At 41.0% G+C, this 18,130-nt stretch carries 19 protein-coding genes; 9 read left to right on the forward strand and 10 right to left on the reverse strand.

What is annotated here, in order from left to right:
* Window positions 1-31: 31 nt before the first annotated feature.
* The 6 genes from D7Z94_RS08390 to D7Z94_RS08415 form a co-directional block, all read right to left on the reverse strand.
* Window positions 32-334: a DUF6787 family protein gene (locus D7Z94_RS08390; RefSeq protein ID WP_120711118.1), complete on the reverse strand. Its 303-nt coding sequence runs from the start codon at window positions 332-334 to the stop codon at window positions 32-34.
* Window positions 335-363: 29 nt separating this feature from the next.
* Window positions 364-822, reverse strand: coding sequence for a DUF6146 family protein (locus tag D7Z94_RS08395; protein ID WP_120711119.1), 459 nt, complete (start codon window positions 820-822; stop codon window positions 364-366).
* Between the two features lie 92 nt (window positions 823-914).
* Window positions 915-1,547 (reverse strand): DUF937 domain-containing protein, encoded by a 633-nt coding sequence (locus D7Z94_RS08400; protein ID WP_120711120.1) that lies wholly within the window; start codon window positions 1,545-1,547, stop codon window positions 915-917.
* Between the two features lie 75 nt (window positions 1,548-1,622).
* Complete coding sequence (locus D7Z94_RS08405) at window positions 1,623-2,573, reverse strand: D-2-hydroxyacid dehydrogenase (RefSeq protein WP_120711121.1); 951 nt, start codon at window positions 2,571-2,573, stop codon at window positions 1,623-1,625.
* Between the two features lie 120 nt (window positions 2,574-2,693).
* Entirely contained in the window at window positions 2,694-3,758 is a 1,065-nt protein-coding gene (gene serC, locus D7Z94_RS08410) for a 3-phosphoserine/phosphohydroxythreonine transaminase (protein ID WP_120711122.1), read from the reverse strand.
* 118 nt (window positions 3,759-3,876) lie between these two features.
* Window positions 3,877-4,938 carry an acyl-CoA reductase gene (locus tag D7Z94_RS08415; RefSeq protein WP_120711123.1) on the reverse strand — a complete coding sequence of 354 codons (1,062 nt, stop codon included), beginning with the start codon at window positions 4,936-4,938 and terminating at the stop codon, window positions 3,877-3,879.
* Between the two features lie 128 nt (window positions 4,939-5,066).
* On the opposite strand from D7Z94_RS08415, the gene D7Z94_RS08420 reads away from it, so the two are divergent.
* The 6 genes from D7Z94_RS08420 (at window position 5,067) to D7Z94_RS08445 (ending at window position 13,561) form a co-directional block, all read left to right on the forward strand.
* Complete coding sequence (locus D7Z94_RS08420; RefSeq protein ID WP_120711124.1) at window positions 5,067-5,420, forward strand: 4Fe-4S dicluster domain-containing protein; 354 nt, start codon at window positions 5,067-5,069, stop codon at window positions 5,418-5,420.
* A gap of 166 nt (window positions 5,421-5,586) precedes the next feature.
* On the forward strand, window positions 5,587-6,681 hold the full coding sequence (gene ychF, locus D7Z94_RS08425; RefSeq protein WP_120711125.1) for a redox-regulated ATPase YchF: 1,095 nt from the start codon (window positions 5,587-5,589) through the stop codon (window positions 6,679-6,681).
* A gap of 105 nt (window positions 6,682-6,786) precedes the next feature.
* Window positions 6,787-7,692, forward strand: a complete 906-nt coding sequence (locus D7Z94_RS08430) for a DMT family transporter (RefSeq protein ID WP_120711126.1) — start codon at window positions 6,787-6,789, stop codon at window positions 7,690-7,692.
* A gap of 180 nt (window positions 7,693-7,872) precedes the next feature.
* On the forward strand, window positions 7,873-9,732 hold the full coding sequence (locus D7Z94_RS08435; RefSeq protein ID WP_120711127.1) for a DNA topoisomerase IV subunit B: 1,860 nt from the start codon (window positions 7,873-7,875) through the stop codon (window positions 9,730-9,732).
* A 26-nt stretch (window positions 9,733-9,758) separates the two neighbouring features.
* The gene (locus D7Z94_RS08440) at window positions 9,759-12,407 is read left to right on the forward strand and encodes a DNA gyrase/topoisomerase IV subunit A (RefSeq protein WP_120711128.1); all 2,649 of its coding nucleotides are present in this window, start codon (window positions 9,759-9,761) and stop codon (window positions 12,405-12,407) included.
* Between the two features lie 197 nt (window positions 12,408-12,604).
* A complete protein-coding gene (locus D7Z94_RS08445; RefSeq protein WP_120711129.1) occupies window positions 12,605-13,561 on the forward strand; it encodes a sterol desaturase family protein in 957 nt (318 codons plus the stop codon).
* A gap of 30 nt (window positions 13,562-13,591) precedes the next feature.
* Here D7Z94_RS08445 and D7Z94_RS08450 read toward each other — a convergent pair whose 3' ends face one another.
* Genes D7Z94_RS08450 through D7Z94_RS08460 form a run of 3 tightly spaced genes read right to left on the reverse strand, consistent with a single transcriptional unit; the run spans window position 13,592 to window position 15,174 of the window.
* The gene (locus D7Z94_RS08450) at window positions 13,592-14,395 is read right to left on the reverse strand and encodes a TerC family protein (RefSeq protein ID WP_120711130.1); all 804 of its coding nucleotides are present in this window, start codon (window positions 14,393-14,395) and stop codon (window positions 13,592-13,594) included.
* Between the two features lie 2 nt (window positions 14,396-14,397).
* Window positions 14,398-14,775 carry a DNA topoisomerase IV gene (locus tag D7Z94_RS08455; protein ID WP_120711131.1) on the reverse strand — a complete coding sequence of 126 codons (378 nt, stop codon included), beginning with the start codon at window positions 14,773-14,775 and terminating at the stop codon, window positions 14,398-14,400.
* 24 nt (window positions 14,776-14,799) lie between these two features.
* On the reverse strand, window positions 14,800-15,174 hold the full coding sequence (locus tag D7Z94_RS08460; RefSeq protein WP_120711132.1) for a helix-turn-helix domain-containing protein: 375 nt from the start codon (window positions 15,172-15,174) through the stop codon (window positions 14,800-14,802).
* A gap of 267 nt (window positions 15,175-15,441) precedes the next feature.
* Here D7Z94_RS08460 and D7Z94_RS08465 point away from each other — a divergent pair, with 267 nt between their 5' ends.
* The 3 genes from D7Z94_RS08465 to D7Z94_RS08475 all read left to right on the forward strand — a co-directional run bounded on the left by D7Z94_RS08465 (window position 15,442) and on the right by D7Z94_RS08475 (window position 17,722).
* Window positions 15,442-16,551, forward strand: coding sequence for a M14 family metallopeptidase (locus D7Z94_RS08465; protein ID WP_120711133.1), 1,110 nt, complete (start codon window positions 15,442-15,444; stop codon window positions 16,549-16,551).
* Between the two features lie 112 nt (window positions 16,552-16,663).
* Window positions 16,664-17,143, forward strand: a complete 480-nt coding sequence (locus tag D7Z94_RS08470; RefSeq protein WP_120711134.1) for an Lrp/AsnC family transcriptional regulator — start codon at window positions 16,664-16,666, stop codon at window positions 17,141-17,143.
* A 63-nt stretch (window positions 17,144-17,206) separates the two neighbouring features.
* Window positions 17,207-17,722: a DinB family protein gene (locus tag D7Z94_RS08475; RefSeq protein WP_120711135.1), complete on the forward strand. Its 516-nt coding sequence runs from the start codon at window positions 17,207-17,209 to the stop codon at window positions 17,720-17,722.
* A gap of 3 nt (window positions 17,723-17,725) precedes the next feature.
* Here D7Z94_RS08475 and D7Z94_RS08480 read toward each other — a convergent pair whose 3' ends face one another.
* Window positions 17,726-18,061: a hypothetical protein gene (locus D7Z94_RS08480; RefSeq protein WP_120711136.1), complete on the reverse strand. Its 336-nt coding sequence runs from the start codon at window positions 18,059-18,061 to the stop codon at window positions 17,726-17,728.
* Window positions 18,062-18,130 lie beyond the last annotated feature (69 nt).

An 18,130-nucleotide genomic window follows, 5' to 3' on the forward strand; every position in this document is an offset into this window, starting at 1 on the left:
CGATGCTATAGTATAGTTAAAGAAACCATAATTATTTAAAAAGAAAACCCAGTCCAAGGCGCACCAACATTTTCTTTTCAAAATTCCAGAAGAATTTAAACTGTCCGAACAGCCATCCGAAAACTACCAACAAAACTTGATAGACAGGAAAAATCAGTAGAATGCGTAGCGTCCAATATATCCAAGGATTTGTTGTTTCCTGCTGAAAGCCAATAAAACTTGTAAGGGGGTCCGCAAGTTTAGCAGCTGCAGAGCCTGTAATGGCAAATACAATAAAAATTATCAGCAACTGGAAATTGGAATCAATACCCCAGCGCTTTTTTAATTTCTCCATTTATCTCGGATATGGGACAAATATAATCCTTAAATCCGAGGCAGCCAAGGGCCTAAACGCTGGTTATATTTGCGTTGAAAATAAATGAAATAATTATATAATTTAAAATTTACATCGTATCCATAATCTATATTTGGATCATAGTTTATCTGGAGTTCATACAGGTTCGGATTAAAGCGCAGGGGCTGCAATACTCTTTGATTCCAATTGATTACTAATATCTGATTACGGTTTTCCAAATAGGGTTGGGAGTAAAATCCCTTTGGTCTTGCGATACTATTAAGCCAAAAATTAAATCCAGGTTCTATGATAATTATTTCATATTCCGTGGCATCGCTTTTTATTTCTATGGTATCACCGACTGTTTCGCTAAAAGCAATCCTTTCCTTATCCGTAATCTCAAGGGCCTCCTTGGAGCTTTTACAACTATTAAAAGCCAAGCCAAAAAGAAATAGCAGTATTCCAATTTGAAAAATTATTTTATTCATAGTCTAGCCTTCTATTACCTAATCAAAAAGATACAAAAAAGTCGCTCGTATGGACCAGCGACTTTTGTTAAATAAGGTTAAGGTGGTCAGAGCTATTTTCTGAAGAGGCCTCCCAATAATCCTCCAAGTCCACCACTTTTTTTATTGCTTCCCATAACCATACCGGCCACATCGTCCAATACACTACCATCACCATCCGCATCAATTAGGCTCATGATCAAACTTTGGTTTTGTTGCGGTTGACCGCCCAACATACTTCCCAATAAACTGTTTATTCCATTGGCATCGCTAACATTACCATTGTTACGTTCCCTACCTAAGTAACCCATAACGATTGGGGCCGCAATTTTAAGAATACTGGCTATGGTACCTGCATCCAAACCGGATTTTTGGCTTAAGGCATTTTCTACCTGCGGTTGTTTGTTTCCGAGTACGTGGCCCAAAATCCCCGCGCCGTCATCCATTACGGATTGGTCTACACCTCCTCCAAAGAGACCTCCCAGATCATCCAGGATACTACCATTATGCTTATTGGATAGTGCATTCATTAGGCCTTCCGCTCCCTGAGGGGAAGACGCGTTTTTCTTCATCGCTCCCAATAGAAGGGGCATCGCCATGCTAAGTACATCGGCGGTCTTACTTTCTGCTTGTCCGGTTTGCCCGGCCACGCCATTAATTAATTGTTTGCCCATTGGGCTGTTTAGTAAATCTAATAATCCAGACATGTTATAGTTAATTTTAAAATGGAGGGGTAATGTACAAAAACTGTACTAATCTAACAGTCCTACTGGAAAATAAACCTACTTCAACAACGAAATTATCTGCGAGGCCAATTCGGTTCCGATTCGATCTTGGGCTTCTCCCGTTGCCGCTCCAATATGTGGGGTCAACGAAATTTTTGGATGCATCAAAATCTTAATTTCCGGATTGGGCTCGGATTCGAAAACATCCAATCCGGCAAAGGAGATTTTCCCATTTTCCAGAGCATCCACCAGAGCCACTTCATCCACCACACCACCACGTGCCGCATTTACAATGCCAACACCATCTTTCATGATAGCAAATTCCTTTTGGCCAATTACGTACTCTTTTTGTGCCGGGACATGAAGGGTGATAAAATCCGAAGATTGCAATACTTCTTCCTTGGACAAGGAGGCTAAATCAAAAGAAACGGACTGACCGTCAAAAAAAGAAACCTCCAGCGAAGTCTTTTCCAAAAAGGGGTCAAAATAAATGACCTTCATACCAACGCCCAATGCGATTTTCGCGGTAGCCCGGCCAATACGCCCAAAACCGATTACTCCCAAGGTCTTTCCCCTAAGCTCCGTTCCTCCGGCATAGGATTTTTTAAGCTGTTTAAATTTACTGTCCCCATCCAAGGGCATCTGCCTGTTGGCATCGTACAAGTAACGTACCCCTCCAAACAAATGGGCAAACACCAGTTCTGCCACGGATTCCGAAGAAGCAGCGGGGGTATTGATTACATACAATCCCTTTTCCTTAGCGTAAGCGACATCAATATTGTCCATTCCCACACCGCCACGGCCGATTAACTTTAAATTTGGACAAGCATCAATAAGGTCTTTTCGTACTTTGGTGGCACTTCGCACCAAAAGCCCAATGATTTCATTTTCATTGATATAGGGAATCAATTGTTCCTGGGCCACAGTGGTGGTCAATACCTCAAAACCCTCGCTTTCCAAAGCTTGGATTCCTGATTGTGCTATTCCGTCGTTGGCTAATATTTTCATTTTAGTTGTCAGTTGTCAGTTGTCAGTTGTCAGTTGTCAGTTGTCAGTTGTCAGTTGTCGGTGATTGCTTTAGTTACCCTTTGCTTTTACGGTCAACGAACAACTAAAAACGCTCAACGATTATCCTTTTCGTTCCATTTCACTCATTACATCCACAAGTATGCCCACGCTTTCCAAGGACATGGCGTTGTACATTGAAGCTCGGTAACCGCCAACGGACCGGTGTCCGTTAAGGCCGTTGATGCCTGCTTCCTTCCACATGGCATCAAAGGTTTCCTTTAACTTTTCATCGGCCAGGTTAAATGTTGCATTCATATGGGAACGGTCTTCCATCTTGGCAAAGCCTTCAAAAACAGGATTCAGATCAATTTCCGAATACAGCAATTGTGCCTTCTTTTCATTGATTTCCTCTATGGCCGGAATCCCTCCCAGGTTTTTAAGCCATTCCAAAGTAAGCATACAGGTATACACCGCGAACACCGCAGGTGTATTGAACATACTATCCTTGGAAATATGAACTTTATAATCCAACATGGATGGAATTTTACGGGAGACCTTGCCCAAAACATCTTCTTTAACGACCACCAAGGTAGTACCCGCGGCCCCCATATTCTTTTGAGCGCCGGCATAGATTAAATCAAATTGTGTAAAATCCAATTGCCTGGAAAAAATATCCGAACTCATATCACAGACCAACGGAACTGTAGTTTTCGGGAATTTTTTTACCTGTGTCCCGAAAATGGTATTATTGGAAGTTAGGTGCAGGTAATCCAAATCATCAGGAACCGTATACCCCTTGGGAATGTAATTGAAATTTTCATCTTTGGATGAGCCCACTTCTACTACTTCACCAAAAATTTTAGCTTCCTTAATAGCCTTTTCACTCCATGCGCCGGTATTTAAGTATCCAGCTTTCTTGTCCAATAGATTATAGGCCGCCATTAAAAACTCCAGACTGGCGCCTCCTTGTAAAAACAAGGCTTGGTATCCTTTGCCCTCTAAGCCCAAAAGCTCCAGTGCCAAAGTCCTTGCCTTTTCCATGATATCTACAAATTCCTTGCTTCGGTGGGATATTTCAATAAGTGATAATCCGGAACCGTTAAAGTCCATAACGGCTTCCGAGGCCTTTAAAAATACCTCTTGTGGAAGAATACAGGGTCCTGCGCTAAAATTATGTTTTTTCATGTGATGTTCAGTTTATGGGTTCCGAAAATCATTCGGTATTTCAATAGGTTTCTTAAATTAAGCCGTTAAAGGTCATAAAATTATAGGGAATCTTCCCCATGGAAAACAAATAATTCTGTTATGTTTTTAACAGGAAGTCAACAGTATCCACGCCATCCGCATAATCCGTTAAACTTGGGGTTTGTGTCTTCCCGAAAGGAACCTCATTTTTTATATTGCCATGGGATACCACGCATTGTATTTTGTGCTTGTCCTGCTCCAACTTTACTATAATATCCTTCAAGGATGCGTACCTTTCGTAAAAGAGGGATGCGATTGGCGATGCATAACTTTCATCCTCTTTTAACATAAGAAATCCGTTGTCCAAGATCTTGAATTCGCTCATAAGATATACGGCTTTGTTATAATCGTAGTTATTGGCATATTTTTGATGATTTATGATATCTTTATAGGAGTAAATTGCGGTAAAGAATACGTCAAAATCATAATCCATCGGAACAAAGATTTTGGATACACTTCGGCACCCTAGACCATAGTATCTAAAAATATCCTCGCCCAAGGCTTTTAGCTGCTCTGGAGATTCGTTTCCGGTAAGTACGGCGACCGAGTTTCTATTCTTTCGGATCAAGTTGGGTTTTTGAGCAAAGTAGTATTCAAAATATCGTGCTGTATTATCGCTTCCCGTTGCAATTATAGCATCAAATGCATCCAGTTTTTTCTCGGTAAAACGAATTGTATTTTTCAAGGTCGGCTCCATTTCACGAAGATACTCGGCCAAAAATGGAAGTAGGATTTTGTCGTTGGAAGAAAGCTTTACCTGTACGGAATTCCCGGTCAACAGTACCGCCAAAAAATCATGGAAGCCTACTAGGGGAATGTTTCCCGCCGTGATGAGGGCTACGTTCTTTTTTTTGCTTTTTTCCAGATTATAAGCGGATAACCAATGTAGTAAACGGTCTTCCGTCAATAACTTGCTCCAACTCTTAAGGGCAAATAACACATTCTCTTCTGTAAACCAACCGTTAGACTGACCTGCCAAACGAACCTTTTGTTCCAATTTATGAAACCATGGCTTGTTTGGATATCCGTCATGAGCGGTTTTGTTGGAGTATTCGCAAAATTCCCCCATGAATTTTCCAAGTTTAACAAAAGCTTCTATTCTACGTTTGAGGTCTATCATTATATTTGTCTAGTAATTCTGTAGGGTTTACCTTTGCTTTTAAGGAATTGCAAAAATACACATACAAAACTAAAATTGCAGCTGAACGGATTTTGATGTAAAACGGATTCAGTATAAAAAAGAGAATTATGGCTATTATAATAACCGATGAATGTATAAACTGTGGGGCTTGTGAGCCCGAATGCCCAAATACCGCAATCTATGAAGGAGCGGATGAATGGCGCTACAGTGATGGGACTTCCCTAAAAGGTGATGTAGTATTACCGGATGGAAAAGCGGTTAATGCGGATGATGTGCAAGAACCGATAAGCGACGAAATCTACTACATATCCCCGGATAAATGTACAGAATGTATGGGCTTTCATGAGGAACCCCAATGTGCGGCGGTTTGTCCGGTAGATTGTTGTGTCCCGGATGAGGATAGGGTAGAGTCCGAAGAAACGTTGCTTACCAAACAACAATTTATGCATCCGGAGGATTAGGAGAGGCATTCTATCTACTAGGATAAACTAAATTCAAACCCGATAGTGAATATCGGGTTTTTTGTTTCGACCTTTTAGGTTTCAAAACCATTTTGAAAAACTATCTTTGCACGCGAATTGGAAAATAAAAGCTTTTCCGCAACTGTAAACCTAACATCTTCCTCAAATGAAAGCAGGTATTGTTGGCTTGCCCAATGTAGGCAAGTCCACCCTTTTTAATTGTTTGTCCAATGCCAAGGCACAAAGTGCCAATTTTCCATTTTGTACTATTGAGCCCAATATTGGCGTGGTAAACGTTCCCGATTCCAGATTGGAAAAACTGGAAGAGTTGGTTAACCCGGAACGTGTAGTACCTGCCACTGTAGAAATTGTGGATATTGCCGGACTGGTAAAAGGAGCTAGCAAAGGGGAGGGTTTGGGCAATCAGTTTCTGGGGAATATACGGGAGACTGATGCCATTCTCCATGTTTTACGCTGTTTTGATAATGACAATGTGGTCCATGTAGACGGTTCCGTAGATCCCATTCGGGATAAGGAGACCATTGATATGGAATTACAGCTAAAGGACCTTGAAACCGTAGAGAAAAAGTTGGACAAGGTAAAACGTGCGGCAAAAACTGGTAATAAGGAGGCCCAGAAGGAAGAGGTTGTGCTACTGAAATTAAAGGAAGGCCTGGAGGCTGGCACCTCCGTACGCGCCATTGCCGTTGAAAAGGATGCCCGAAAGGAATATGTAAATCCCTTACAGTTCATAACCGACAAACCGGTGATGTACGTTTGCAATGTGGATGAAGAATCTGCGGTGAACGGGAATTCCTATGTGGAAAAAGTACGAAATGCCGTAGCCCATGAAGAAGCGGCCATTCTGTTCTTGGCCGTGGGAACGGAAGCGGATATCACGGAACTGGAGACCTATGAGGAACGGCAAATGTTCCTTGAAGATATGGGGCTGGATGAACCGGGCTCAGCTAAACTGATACGGGGAGCCTACAAATTATTGAATCTGGAAACTTACTTCACTGCCGGTGAAAAGGAAGTTCGTGCTTGGACCATTCCCATTGGGGCCACTGCACCACAAGCTGCTGGAGTAATCCATACCGATTTTGAAAAGGGCTTTATCCGGGCCGAGGTCATTTCCTATGCGGACTATGTAAGTTATGGGAGTGAGCAAAAGGTTAAGGAAGCCGGTAAAATGCGGGTAGAAGGAAAAGACTATATTGTTCAGGACGGGGATGTAATGCACTTCCGCTTCAACGTTTAGAAAGTTCCTCTGAAACCGAAGATTTCTTCAAAGAACGTGGGCTGGCCATCGTAATCCCGCAAAAAAGGATTCGAGCCCATAAACAATCCGCTTTACTTTTATGGAATGTTTAAAAAGTCGTCCGCTTCGGGTATTGGAATCCTACTGGCTATTTTTGGGGTAGTGCTCTTTTCCACAAAAGCCGTTATGGTAAAACTAGCCTACGACTATGAAGTGGACCATGTTACCCTGCTTTTGTTCCGAATGGGTTTTGCCCTCCCTTTTTATATTTTCATTGCACTATGGAAGAAACCCTTGCACCCTAAGGAAATCCGAACTAAAGACTACGTTTGGATCGTATTTTTGGGATTTGTAGGATACTACTTGGCCAGCTTGTTCGATTTTATGGGGCTGCAGTACATAAAGGCCGGATTGGAACGGCTTATCCTTTTCATTTATCCCACTATAGTAGTATTGCTTTCCTGGCTTTTCTTTAGAAAAAGAATCACCAAGTCCCAGACATGGGCCATCTTGCTTACCTATCTTGGAGTAGTCGTTACGTTTTGGAGCGAAATTCAGATTTCAGGTGAATCTGTCCTTTGGGGCGGGTTTTTGATTTTGCTTAGCGCAATTACCTATGCAGCTTATTTAGTAGGTAGCGGTTGGCTTATTCCAAAATTTGGCGTACTCCAGTTTACATCCTATGCCATGATCGTATCTACGCTATGTGTGGGCTTACATTATGGAATTTCGGGGGATTTTACACTTACTAATTATCCTTGGGAAGTATATGCATTGGGGCTGGCTATGGCACTTTTTGCCACCTTGATTCCTTCCTTTTTGGTTTCCGCGGCGATTGAAAGGCTTGGAGCATCCACTTTTTCCATTTTTGGAAGTTTGGGACCAATTTCTACTATCGTTTTGGCCTATTTCTTTTTGGACGAACGGATAACAGGTCTTCAGATGTTTGGGATGTTGATTGTAATAGCAGGTGTAAGTATGGTTTCCGTAAAGAGCAAAGTTAAGCGCTAAAAAGGTAAGGGATCGAAACCTGTACACTACCTATTTCAAGGACGGCCTTAAGACTTCAACTTGGGTCCGGTAACCCCGGCTATCAACAAATTATGTACTTTCGTTGTTAATTACTTTCCTTGGCACCCATTTTGATTTTTGCCTCGAAATTTTATATTAGCAAGGATAAACCCGCATTAAATGGCTGAAACGCAATATACCGAAGACAATATTCGCTCGCTGGATTGGAAGGAGCACATCCGGATGCGTCCCGGAATGTATATTGGTAAATTGGGAGACGGTTCTTCAGCAGACGATGGAATCTATATTCTTCTTAAGGAAGTATTGGACAACTGTATCGATGAATTTGTTATGGGTGCAGGTAAGACTATTGAAATTTCAATTCAGGGTGAACGGGTCATTGTTCGAGACTACGGCCGAGGGATTCCTCTGGGCAAAGTGGTGGACGTTGTGTCCAAAATGAATACGGGCGGAAAATACGATACTCGGGCCTTTAAGAAATCGGTTGGACTTAACGGGGTAGGTACCAAGGCCGTGAATGCTCTTTCGGCCTTTTTTAAAGTTGAATCTACACGGGACGGCAAATCCAAATCCGCGGAATTTGAAATAGGGGAGCTCAAGAACGAAGAGTTGTTGGAAGAGACCGCAAGAAGACGTGGTACCAAGGTTACTTTTATCCCCGATGAATCCATCTTTAAAAAATACAAATACCGCAATGAGTATGTAGAACGCATGGTAAAGAACTATGTGTACCTTAACCCTGGGCTTACCATTGTATTCAACGGCGAAAAGTTCCATTCTGAAAATGGATTGAAGGATTTGCTGGAAGATAACAACAATGCCGAGGATATGTTATACCCCATTATACATTTAAAGGGTAACGATATCGAGGTTGCCATTACCCATAGCAAAACGCAATATAGTGAAGAGTACCATTCTTTTGTTAATGGCCAGCACACCACACAGGGCGGGACGCATCAGGCCGCATTTCGTGAGGCTATGGTAAAGACCATTCGTGATTTCTACGGTAAGAGTTATGACCCTTCGGATATACGAAAATCCATTATTTCGGCCATTTCTATCAAGGTAATGGAACCGGTTTTTGAAAGCCAGACCAAGACCAAGTTGGGCTCTACCGATATGGGCAGCGGTCTACCTACGGTACGTACTTATATCAACGATTTTGTGGGCAGACAACTGGACAATTATTTGCATAAAAACCCGGATACGGCAGAAAAGCTCCAACGTAAGATCATGCAGGCCGAAAAGGAACGGAAGGAACTTTCGGGTATTCGAAAATTGGCACGGGAACGGGCAAAAAAGGCCAGCTTGCATAACAAAAAGCTAAGGGATTGTCGCGTACACTTGGATAATATGAAAAACGATAGGAGGCTGGAAAGCACGTTGTTCATTACCGAAGGTGATTCTGCTTCTGGATCTATAACCAAGTCCAGGGATGTGAATACACAAGCGGTGTTCAGTCTTCGTGGAAAACCTTTGAATTCCTATGGGATGTCCAAAAAAATCGTTTACGAGAACGAGGAATTCAACCTCCTGCAGGCCGCATTGAACATAGAGGATTCCATGGAGGAACTTCGCTACAACAACATTGTAATCGCAACGGATGCGGATGTAGATGGGATGCATATCCGGTTGTTGTTGATTACCTTTTTTCTTCAGTTCTTTCCAGAACTGATCAAGGAAGGGCATTTGTACATCCTACAGACTCCCTTGTTCCGTGTTAGGAACAAGAAGGAAACCATTTACTGTTATAGCGATGAGGAGAAGAGGGAGGCTATGGCAAAACTATCCGGAAAGCCCGAAATAACCAGATTCAAGGGCCTGGGAGAGATTTCACCAGACGAATTCAAGCATTTTATTGGGGATGACATCCGATTGGAACCCGTTATGTTGGATAAGGCGATGTCCATTGAACAACTGCTGAACTTTTATATGGGTAAGAATACGCCCGACCGTCAAAAATTCATTATCAATAATCTTAAAGTAGAAGTAGATTTAGTTGAAGATAACCAATTGTAAAACAAAATTATACGTAGCTGTTCTGAATGGAAGAGAATGAAGAAGTGAACGAGGCTCATGAACAAAATCCGGATAGTCCCCAAGATGCCCTTACCCGGGTCACGGGCATGTACAAGGATTGGTTTTTGGATTACGCCTCCTATGTTATTTTAGAACGGGCTGTTCCAGCTATAGAAGATGGGTTTAAGCCGGTGCAACGTCGTATCATGCATGCATTAAAGGAGCTGGATGATGGGCGTTACAATAAAGTAGCTAATGTCGTGGGCCATACCATGCAATACCACCCCCATGGAGATGCCAGTATTGCCGATGCCATGGTGCAGATCGGTCAGAAGGACTTGTTGATAGATACCCAGGGAAACTGGGGGAACATACTAACCGGAGACAGTGCCGCGGCCTCCAGATACATTGAGGCCCGGCTTTCGAAATTTGCGCTGGACGTTGTTTTTAGCCCTAAGATTACCGAATGGCAGCTTTCCTATGATGGTAGAAAAAAAGAACCGGTAAACCTGCCTGTAAAATTCCCGTTATTGTTGGCCCAAGGTGCAGAAGGTATTGCCGTAGGTCTTTCTACCAAGATACTTCCCCATAATTTCAACGAGCTTATAGATGCCTCCATAAAGCATCTGAAAGGACAGCGCTTTAAGCTATTTCCAGATTTTCCCACTGCAGGTATTATCGATGTTGACAATTACAATGACGGCCTGCGAGGAGGAAAAATACGTGTCCGAGCCAAAATTTCCCAACGGGACAAACACACTTTGGTTATCAATGAGATTCCCTTTGGTACCAATACATCTTCTCTGATAGACTCCATTCTTAAGGCCAATGATAAGGGAAAAATAAAAATCAAAAAAATAGAGGACAATACAGCGGCCGAGGTAGAAATTTTGGTGCATCTGCCAAGTGGCATCTCTCCGGACAAGACCATTGATGCCCTATATGCGTTTACATCTTGTGAATCCTCCATTTCTCCTTTGGCCTGTATCATTGAGGACAACAAACCTTTGTTCATTGGGGTTACGGAGATGTTAAAGCGCTCTACCGATGCCACTGTTGAATTATTGAAACAAGAGTTGGAAATCCAACTTTCAGAACTCCAGGAACAATGGCATTTTGCTTCCTTGGAACGAATTTTCATTGAAAACCGTATCTATCGGGACATTGAGGAAGAAGAAACCTGGGAAGGGGTGATAACAGCTATTGATAAAGGATTAAAACCCCATACTACACATCTAAAAAGAGCGGTTACCGAAGAGGATATTGTACGTTTGACGGAGATTCGCATAAAACGTATTTCCAAGTTTGATTTGGACAAGGCCCAACAGCATTTGGAAAGTTTGGAAGAAAGAATTGCTCAGACCCAATACCATCTGGACAATCTGGTCGATTTTGCCATTGATTATTTCAAAGATTTGAAATCAAAATACGGAAAGGGGCGTGAACGGAAATCGGAAATTCGGATTTTTGATGATATTGAAGCGACCAAAGTGGTCATACGCAACACCAAACTCTACGTAAACCGAGAAGAAGGTTTTGTAGGCACTTCGCTTAGACGTGATGAATATGTAACGGATTGTAGTGATATAGATGATATCATCGTTTTCACAAAGGACGGAAAAATGATGGTCACCAAGGTGGATGCCAAAACTTTTATTGGCAAAAATATTATCCATGTTGCCGTATTCAAGAAAAAGGACAAGCGTACCATTTATAACATGATCTACAAAGATGGTAGGGGAGGTGCCACATACATAAAACGTTTTGCCGTAACCAGTATTACAAGGGATAAGGCCTATGATCTTACCAGTGGTAAGGCAAGTACCGATGTATCGTATTTTTCCGCTAATCCCAATGGCGAGGCCGAAGTGGTTACCGTAAACCTAAGGCAAGTAGGAAGTATCAAAAAATTGAAATGGGATATGGATTTTGCCGATGTACTAATCAAAGGCAGGGCCTCCAAAGGAAATATTGTCACCAAATATTCGGTAAAGCGCATAGAACTTAAGGAAAAAGGATTATCAACTTTAAAGCCCCGCAAGCTTTGGTTCGATGAAACCGTACAGCGTCTGAACATGGATGAGCGCGGAGAATTTCTGGGAGAATTTACAGGGGAGGATCGTCTACTTATCATCAATCAAAATGGTCTGGTAAAGACGGTTATCCCAGAGCTCACACTCCGTTTTGATGATGATATGATCGTGTTGGAAAAATGGGACCCCAACAAACCCCTCTCCGCAATTCATTGGGAGGGCGAGAAGGAGCTATTCTATGTAAAACGATTTTTGATCGAAAACCCGGATAAGGAAGAAAATATCATAACGGACCATTCGAAGTCCTACCTGGAAAAAATGTTTACGGATTATCGCCCTAGGGCAGAAATAGTTTTCTCCAAAAAAAGAGGACAGGACCGAAGGGACAATCTGGAAATTAATTTGGAAGAATTCATTTCCGTGAAAGGGATTACCGCAATGGGCAATCAATTGACCAAGGAGAAAGTACTTGAAATCAATGCTTTGGACCCATTGCCCTATGAACCTCCCAAACCCAAGGACACCATGGATATTGAGGTGGTGGATGAGGAAAATGTAGCTTCGGAAACAAAGGAGGGCAAATCAGACTCTAGCGGTGAGGACGAGGGAAAAAATGATAATGAGCAAACTACGCTTTTCTAATCGGAGTGCTGGATAAGACTTCAAGGGTATACCATAGTTCTGTCCATAAGATTATGGTTAACACAAACATAAAATTAAGATAACTACGAATATATGTTTAAGGAAAGTAGGAAATTATCGCCCAAAAGGCTATAAAAGACGAACATTTTGCTTTTTTGAAAGTAATAGCCTTATATTTAGCCCAAACTGATTGTTAGATGGATTTTACCAACCCCCTGGTGTACGGTGTACCTTGTTTTATAGCCTTTATCTTATTGGAGTTGACATACAGCAAAACCCATGGGGACGATGATCTTTACAATTGGAGAGATCTGTTCGCAAGTGGTTTTATGGGTGTTGGATCGGCAATTTTGGGTCCTTTGTTCAAGGTGATATTCGCCATTGTGTTGTTTGAATACACCTATGAATTTTTCAACCCTGAGATAAATGGGGTTCGTACCAATATCATGGGGTATACTTCCTTTGGTTATGCTTGGTATGTTTGGTTACTTTGTCAATTGGCAGATGATTTTACGTATTATTGGTTTCATAGGGCCAACCACGAAATTAGGGTACTCTGGGCCGCGCATATTGTACATCATTCCTCGGACAATTTTAATTTGGGAACGGCCGTTAGAAATGGTTGGTTCACCATAGTTTACAAACCTTTGTTTTATATGTGGTTGCCCGCAATTGGCTTCCCTCCGGAAATGGTAATGGTATGTTTAGGGATTGAGGCTCTGTGGCAATTTCAGCTACATTCGGTTTACGTTCCAAAAATGGGCTGGATCGAGAAGATTTTTAATACACATACCATGCATCAGGTACATCATGCACAGAACGTGGAATATTTAGACAAGAATCACGGGGGATTCCTTAACATATTTGATAAGCTATTCGGGACCTGGAAAGAACTGGATGATGATATTGATGTAAAGTATGGGGTAATCCATTCGCCTGAATCCTATAATCCAATGGTCATCCTTACCCATGAGTATAAGGATATCTGGAATGATCTTAAAAAATCAAAAAAACTTTCCCATAAGTTGATGTATATTTTTGGCCCACCGGGTTGGAGCCATGATGGGAGTACCTTAACGGTGCGACAACAGCAACGTCTTTTTGAAGAACAGAAAAAGATAAATCCAAAATTGGCCTTTAGCCGACCTAATTAGTCTGTAGTTTCCCAAAAGTCGAATCAATCTTTACTTGCTTTCCAAAGCATCTTCTTTTTTTCGCAACTTCATATTCAAAAACTCTATTAGCAAGGAAAAGGCGATAGCAAAGTATAGATAGCCTTTGGGGATGGCGCCGATTTCCTGATCAAAAATTTTGGTATGGCTTAGATGCGCCGCTTCCGCAATTAACATAAAACCGATAAGTATTAGAAAGGAGAGTGCCAAAAGCTGCATGGAAGGATGCTTGTTGATAAAGACCCGTATGGGATTGGCAAACACCATCATTATTATGATGGAAATGACAACGGCAATGATCATAACTAGTAAGGCGTCCATGGGACTATCGCCTATCCCATTGGTCATACCCACTGCCGTAAGAATAGAGTCTATGGAAAATATAAAATCAATGAGTACTATTTGAACTATCGCGTTTGAAAAACTTGTAATTTTCTTTGCATCCAATTCATCCTTATCATGGGAGGGCAGCTCAACTTTTTCATGAATTTCCGAGGTGCTCTTGTAAAGGAGGAACAGTCCCCCAAAAAATAAAATTAGTGCCTGACCACTTATCCCAGTGGTGAGCCAAGGGGAATCAATATAATAGAAAGGGTTTTTTAGACCTATTAAAAAAGAGACGGCGAACAATAGGATTATGCGTTGTACCATGGCCAACAGTAATCCTATATTGGTGGCCCTCTTCCGTTGGTTTTGGGGTAATTTATTGGCCACTATGGAAATGAACACGATATTATCTATCCCAAGTACGATCTCCAAAAAGGTCAAGGTCAACAAAGCGACCCACGCATCGGGGCTTGCAAAAAATTCAAACATATTCAGTTGGTTTTTATAGCGGTTCCTCTAGATTTTTGACTTTGGCCAACTATATTGTACTCAAACGTATAGGAACTATCGGTAGTTGACAATATCTTCATATGTACGGACTTCTCCTCGGATTTGTTCTTGGGATTTATTTTCTTCACGACGTATTCACAATCGTTTATCCAACGGACGGACGAAGTATCTATCTTTCCCTCAAAATAATCAATTTCAATAGCATCATTACGGTGAAAAGTGGTTGTAACTTCCTCTCCATCAATATGCGTTGTAAAAGAGAAACTCCCTTGCTTAAATCGGGCACAATCCCTTTGTGGTCCATAGCAGGATGCGATTATAAAAATAACAAATAAGGTAGGGATTAGATTTTTGAACATGACACAAAATAAACAAATTAATGGCTAGTCACCACCATAGATTTTGAAACTTCCATCGGAATGAAGAATAATAATTTTGTCGACCGATTTATGATGCTCACCGATATTTGGATTTTGAGCTTTTTTAAGAAGTGATGGGGTAGGGGTCACAGGCAAATCTGTGTCCGAGGATGTTTTGGGAAATGTCCCCTTCCCTTTTAAGAACCAATATAAATCTACTTCAGGAAACGTGTCATTGACCTTAAGTATAAAATCCAAACTTGGCTTGTTGCGACCCGTGAGCAAATGTGAAATACTAGATCGTTGCACACCTATCCTGTCCGCAAATGCGGAAGCGGAAAGATCATAGTAACGTAACAACTTGCGCAATCGTTTTGTAAAATCTTCCTGATTTACCATTGTAACTAATCTTTCCTCTGCGTAACGCTTACCATGATATATATGGAAATGAAATTAACTATTCTCCTTTAAAAACTAATTGCTTCTGTTTAAATAGAATTATTTAAAATACTGATATACAAATATTTAGTAAAACTGTGTAAGCATCAACCCAAAATTGTATACAAATGTACAAATCGATACGTATTAATTGTACACATAAGTAACTTATATGGATACAATTGTAACTAACAATGATATTACTTTTGTAGCATAGCTGTATGCCCAATGTCCTTTCAAGATTTAGATTACTCGAACATTAAAGAAAAAAGTATCCTCGGTCGCTATGTGTCCCACCGTCAACTTGCAAAGTATGTGAATACATTACGCAAACCATTTTCAGTTGAGACCATGGGATTGTCCGTTGAAAACCGTTCCATTGAAAGTATTACCGTGGGCTCAGGAAAGCAACGAATATTAATGTGGTCCCAAATGCACGGTAACGAGTCCACGACAACTAAGGCGGTTTTGGATCTTATGAATTTTTTGAACTCCGAAAAGGGAGAATCCTTAGATATTCTTCAGAAATGCACTCTAAAGATAATCCCCATGTTAAATCCAGATGGTGCGGAGGTCTATACCCGGGTCAATGCCAATAAAATTGACCTTAATAGGGATGCCAAAAAGCTTACCCAACCAGAGAGCAAATTATTGCGAACGGTCTATGAGGATTTTCGGCCCCACTATTGCTTGAATCTACATGATCAACGCACAATATTTAACGTAGGCCATACCCCAAAACCTGCTACGGCCTCTTTTCTGGCACCGGCCAGCGACGAGCAAAGAACTATAACGGAGTCCCGAAAAAAAAGTATGAAGCTCGTTGGGGCTATTGATCACGACCTAAATTCTTGTATTTCAGGACAGATAGGAAGGTATGACGATACTTACAACGCCAATTGCGTTGGAGATACTTTTCAGGCCTTGGGTACCCCTACGGTTTTATTCGAAGCAGGACATTTTGTCGATGACTATGAGCGTGAACAGACCAGAAAGTATATTTTTTATGCCTTGGTTTTGGCCTTGAAGAATATCTCTGAGGATGGGCACAAGCACTTTACTGAAACAGATTATTTTAATATACCGGAAAACAACAAACAGTTTTTTGACATATTGATTCTGAATGCTAGCGCAATAAACTCCTCATTTAATGGAAAAGATAGCCTGGGAATTTTGTATACGGAGGTGTTGAAAAATGGGAAAATACACTTTGTTCCGAAAATTGAAATGGTTGGCGAGTTGGAAGGTTATTTTGGTCACCAATCGTACAACTGTTTAAATAGCAATGATTTAAAACTTTTGAAACAACAGCCTTTTTGGGAAGACATTGCGAACTAGTTTTGTATTAATTTGTCAAAAAATATACATTTATTACGTTTTCGTTAAAAAAACACAAGTTTTACTGCGTTTAATTTCTTAATTTTTTATTTTAGCCGTAAAATTTATAGAGATGGGTAAAGTAAAATTGGATGAAATAGATCACCAGATTTTGGATATGTTGATTGACAACACCAGAACACCATTTACAGATATCGCCAAAAAACTTTTGATTTCTGCCGGAACGGTCCATGTTAGGGTGAAAAAAATGGAAGAGGCTGGTATTATTAAAGGGTCTTCGCTTACTTTGGACTATGTACAATTGGGTTACGCTTTTATCGCTTATGTAGGAATATTTCTGGAAAAAACGCATCAGACCAAATTTGTAATCGAACGTTTGGAACAAATTCCAAATGTTACTATTGCCCATATTACAACGGGCAAGTTCAACATTTTCTGCAAAATCAGGGCAAAGGATACTACGCATGCCAAAAACATTATATTTAGAATTGATGATATTGACGGTATAAGTAGAACCGAGACCATGATTTCCTTGGAGGAAAGCTTCAATGACAAAAAACGGTTAATGCATACTATCTTTAACGAACTCTAAGGCATAGAGAGTTTTTACTTTAATTAATTTTCCCGCACCCTTAACTGATAAGTCAAGAAATACATGAAAACATCGGAAATACAATTGCCAGACGGCGATGTATTCTATAAAACCTATATAGATGTATTAGGTGAAGTGGAACTGATGGATTTTCTGCAAAAACAATTGGAGAACTTTCCCCAATTTATCAATAGTATTCCGGATAGCAAATGGCAGCATGCCTATGAAGAACAAAAATGGACCGTTGCCGAAGTTCTATTGCATATAATAGATGCCGAACGTGTTTTTCAATATAGGGCCTTACGCTTTGCGCGCGGGGACGGGACGGCATTGCCAGGCTTTGATCAGGACGAATATGTTAAATTATCAGGAGCGAATAGAAGATCTAAGGAAAGTCTTATCGAAGAGTATCGAGCTGTAAGACGTGCATCAATAGCTCTTTTTACTAGTTTGGATAGGCAAAGGCTTACGGCTAGTGGTACTGCAAGCGGTATGTCATGGAGCGTTGCAGCTTTGGGATTTGTAATATGCGGACATCAAAAACACCACCGCAATATCCTAAGGGAACGTTACTTATAGGAATCAATCAAAATCCCCGTCGTCGTCCGGTTCACTGTCCGAACTCATTTCCGTCTCCATTTCTTGGGCGTCGACTTCCTCTAGAACGGGCTCCGACTTTGAATCCAATTCCTTTTCTATCGTATCCTCAAAGTTGGAAATAAAATTGGAAAGTGACTTGCTGATCTTTACCAAATACAGAATGTCTTGGGTTCTTAGCTCAACGGCCTCTACAATTTCCCCATGAGCATTTTTAAAGGTAATAATATCATCGTCCCCATAACCATCCGGATAGGTTTCAATAAGCAACGCGGCCAAAGCGTGATCCAATTTTTTGTAATCAACCAATTTTCGTATCATAACTAGGTCAGATTAAATTTGGGTATTAAACTGAGCCTAAACTATATATTTTTTTAATTGGGAAATGCA

Source organism: Ulvibacterium marinum, assembly GCF_003626755.1.
Taxonomy (GTDB): domain Bacteria; phylum Bacteroidota; class Bacteroidia; order Flavobacteriales; family Flavobacteriaceae; genus Ulvibacterium; species Ulvibacterium marinum.